Here is a 4,079-nt window from a genome sequence, read left to right on the forward strand (position 1 = left end):
CAATCGGCAGGCAGGTTTACGGTACAATCTCCCCTGCCCCATCCACCGGCGAAAAAGGTGAGTGTTTTGCTATCGGTCATTTGCAAAACGTGATTATCACCCTTGCTGATGATATCCACCAGCCCCCTCTCGTTAGCCATCGGGTACACCCATCCCATCATACTAATGGATTCGCCCATCCTATCTAAGACTGGTGAATTTGGAACTTCCACATAGGTACTGTCGCCAAACAGCAGCTTATCTTTATTCGTTATTGCCAGATTTGAAATGATGTTCCCGTCGTTATGAAATCCGGAACTATCAGGTACAGTTTTACCCGTCATAATTGATTCAAAGTTCAGCAGTAATGATTCTGCTCCATTTTCATAAACTTTATAGATGGTTTTGGCAGTATCAACTCTTACATACTCAAATCCTTTTTTTAATGATTTAAAATTATGGCTGACGGTCTTAACTTCGCCTGCATTAAGTTTAATGTTATCTGTAAAAGCAACCGAATCATTTTGGATTACAGGGATGATAAAGGTTTGCTTAAGTCCACCGGTATTTTTTATTGTATATTTTATTTCCTGGTTTTCATTTAGCCTGATCATCGGCTTTACTTCCATCCCTGATATGTAGAATGGATGCTCCTGCGACTTTTCGGGCAGTTTTACCTCAACCGCAAATGGAGGTGTATTATCGAGTTTCAATAGCGTTTTTCCTACCGGGTAAAGCCTGAACACTATAGAATCCTGAATAGTTTGCCCCGGCTCAACCAAACAATTCTTATAACTGTATGGTGTTCCATTAACCAACAACTTTACGGTTTTAACACCGATGCTACCTTCATTTTTAAGTTTGAATTTTATGACAAGCAGTTCATCGGGCACCACAGCTTTTTTATTAACCGAATAATTCACAATGCTGAAAGCTGTATTTTTTTGCGTGGCCGATAACTCAACCGGATCTTTATCCATCGGCCAACTACCCGGCTCTTTGCCCATGACAAAAGTCATTGTACCTCCATTCAACAATACCGAATGCTGCAGTCTCAATTGCTGCCACGCCTTACCATTTACCTGTAATGATTGTACATAATTATTTTTCAACGCAGAGTTATTACTGCCTATGATAAACTTTTTGCCGTTCGGCAGATGAAGCGTTACAGATTTAAACAACGGAGCACCTATCGCATAAAGTGGCCTGCCGGGGCATACAGGGTAAATCCCCATTGAACTAAAGATATACCAGCTTGACGTTGAACCAAGATCATCGTTACCGGGCAAGCCGCCGGGTGTAGCGCTGAACCTGTTAAGCATGATGTCCCTTACCCACTTTTGTGTTAATCCGGGTTTACCCGCCTCGTTAAACAAGTAAGGCAGATGAAATACAGTTTCGTTATCAAATAGAATAACATTATTGCTAAGTGCAGAATCTAAACGGGCAGCAAATTGCTCGTTACCGCCGGTCATGTTGATCAGGTCTTTGCCGTTTTGAGGCACAAAGTATGAGTACACCCATTTATCGCCTTCTTTATAACCTGATGTGCCGGGTTGAAGCTTAAACTCTTCACCGTTTCGCGGGAGCATGAACAATTCGTCTTTATTTAGAAGATTGCGATAATTAAAGCCCCTGTTTGATAACAACTGATAAGCAGGCTTATCGTTCATTATCTTATCCGCGAATTGTGATAATGCCCAATCGTCATAAGCATATTCAACCGTGCGCGTAACCGATTCCGGCCGGGTAAAGGGTACGTAGCCTTTTTCATGATAAACTTCCATGTCCGACTGAACAAAGGCGCCGTCAACCAGATCTTTTTTCATAGCCTCATAAGCAAGCTCCTTATCAAACCCTATGATTCCTTTTAGATAGGAATCAACAATAATAGGTACGGCATGATTACCCGTCATGGTTTCGGTTGGCAGGTGCCCGCTTTGCTTGTAAACATCCAGCATGGATAAGATTACGTCCTGTTGTTTTTGCGGATATAGCAGGGTGAGTAATGGGTGTAAAGACCGAAAAGTATCCCAGGGAGAAAATGCACCATATTGATTTTGCCCCGTTTTTTGATTGACCCTACCATCATGGCCCCGATAATTACCATCAGCATCGTCGATAACCCATGGCAGCAGCAGCGAGTGATAAAGCGCTGTATAAAAAACTGTTTTGTTTTGTTCACTGCTATCAGTTATATCCACCACCGATAATAGTTTGGCCCATTCACGACTGGTTTGTGCACGAACCTCATCAAAACTCAGGCTACCTATTTCCTTATCAATATTATGTTGCGCACCGGAATAACCTACCGATGATTTGCTCAGCTGCAAAGTGATAACTGTAGTACCTGTTTGAGCTTTAGAAAAGGTAAATAACCAACCGCCTTGAACTTCCTTTTTATCTATATATTCTTCGCTAATGTTTATCACGGCATTAGCACTCGAAGTATGGATTATTTTACTTGATATGATCTGAATTTCACCTGCATTACCAATAAAAATTTGCGGATTGTTGTTTCCGTTAAAAGTAAAACGAAACATGCCGGTTCTTGCGGTAGTGGTCGCTTCGGCTATAATTGGCTGATCATCAAAACTTACTTTATAATAGCCAGGTACAGCAGTTTCCTTTTTGTGCGAAAAACGCAAACCTGATTTACCCGGTTCAAAAGCATCGTTGCCACTAAATGGCATTACAAAAAGGCGACCGGACGATCCTTCCGGGAAGCCACTCATGTGCCCAAGGCAACTGAAGTAATAAATTGAGCTATCGGTATAATTATATCCCCTGGCACCGGCGACCCTTGTTTCCGGACTTAATTGTACACTACCGGAGGGCGCAACTGCACCGGGATAACAGCCGCCATTGTTGCCCCATTTGGTGAGCACATTGCTTACGGTTGTGCCAATAAACGGATCAACATAATGCTGGTGGTTTAGTTGCTGGGCGAAAAGATTTGTACCCAGTAACAGCATCAGAACGGAAACAAAACAGAATATCTTCTTCAATTGCGTAATCAATGATTTTAATATTAAATGTAGAGACGCATAATTGCGTCTCCCGCTTGCAAAGCATTGGAAATTCAATGTCCGCTCTGTATAGTTGGAGACGCAATTATGCGTCTCTACGTGAAAACTATATTTTAATATAGATCTTCTTTTTATCAAGTACATATGCCACCAGCCAGCAAAGCATCATATAGCAAAGCGCAAATACCAGTGTACCGAAAGCGCCGGGGAATATCTTTTGATAAAAAACCTGGTTTATCCAGTCGTAAAAACTTAGCTGCGGTTTTACCCAAATGGTTTGAAAAACGGTAAGCAGCAACTCCGACAGCAGGTAAATAGCCAAAGAATTTCGCCCAAAAATGAGGAAGAAATTTGTGCCACTCTTTATCTTTTTTATTTCGATAACAAACACCATAAAGCCTAACAGCAAAAGGTCGATACCAATGGTAAGCAGCGTAAACGAGCTCGTCCACAGTTTTTTGGCAATTGGAAAAAATTGAGCCCAGAATAGTGAAGCAGCAATTAATAATACGCCGCACATGAATAACCTTGCAACCGACTCATAGTTTTTGCCTTTACGCTGAATGAATGCCCCCGTAAGGAAACCTCCTATGACATTAACAATCCCCGTCATAGTACTGAGTAAACCTTCAGGATCAAAAGCTATCGGGCCGCCTTTATCATGATATAAATGATCATTACCTAATAGCGCGATATCCAGCCGGGTACCTGCGTTGCCAAGCATGGTATACTCTTTACCCGGTTCACCGCAAAATATCAGGAAAGCCCAGTAGCCCATTAAAAGCACAACAGATATGATAATAGCCGTTTTTTGTGAGCAGTAATGAACTATCAGTGCACCAAAAAAGTAGCATAAAGCGATCCGCTGCAACACGCCCATAATGCGGGTATGGTTTAATGGGTTAAATACCCAACTGCTTGCCTCGCGGTGAAAGAACGGGAACCAGTACATCAGATAGCCCAGTAAAAAAATAATGACCGTACGCTTAAAGATCTTACCGATAAAAGCGGCATCAGTTTCAAATTTCTTTTTGGAGAAACTAAGCGCGTTACCTACCGCGAAAAGGAACG

At 42.0% G+C, this 4,079-nt stretch carries 2 protein-coding genes; both read right to left on the bottom strand.

What is annotated here, in order from left to right; all coding sequences use genetic code 11:
• On the bottom strand, positions 1-2,987 hold a 2,987-nt coding region (locus VF500_RS08520; RefSeq protein ID WP_330859270.1), incomplete at its 3' end, for a GH92 family glycosyl hydrolase.
• A gap of 127 nt (positions 2,988-3,114) precedes the next feature.
• Positions 3,115-4,079: DUF5009 domain-containing protein (locus tag VF500_RS08525; RefSeq protein ID WP_330859271.1), on the bottom strand; the 965-nt coding region annotated here is incomplete at its 5' end.

It is taken from the genome of Mucilaginibacter sp. (genome assembly GCF_036383575.1).
Taxonomy (GTDB): domain Bacteria; phylum Bacteroidota; class Bacteroidia; order Sphingobacteriales; family Sphingobacteriaceae; genus Mucilaginibacter.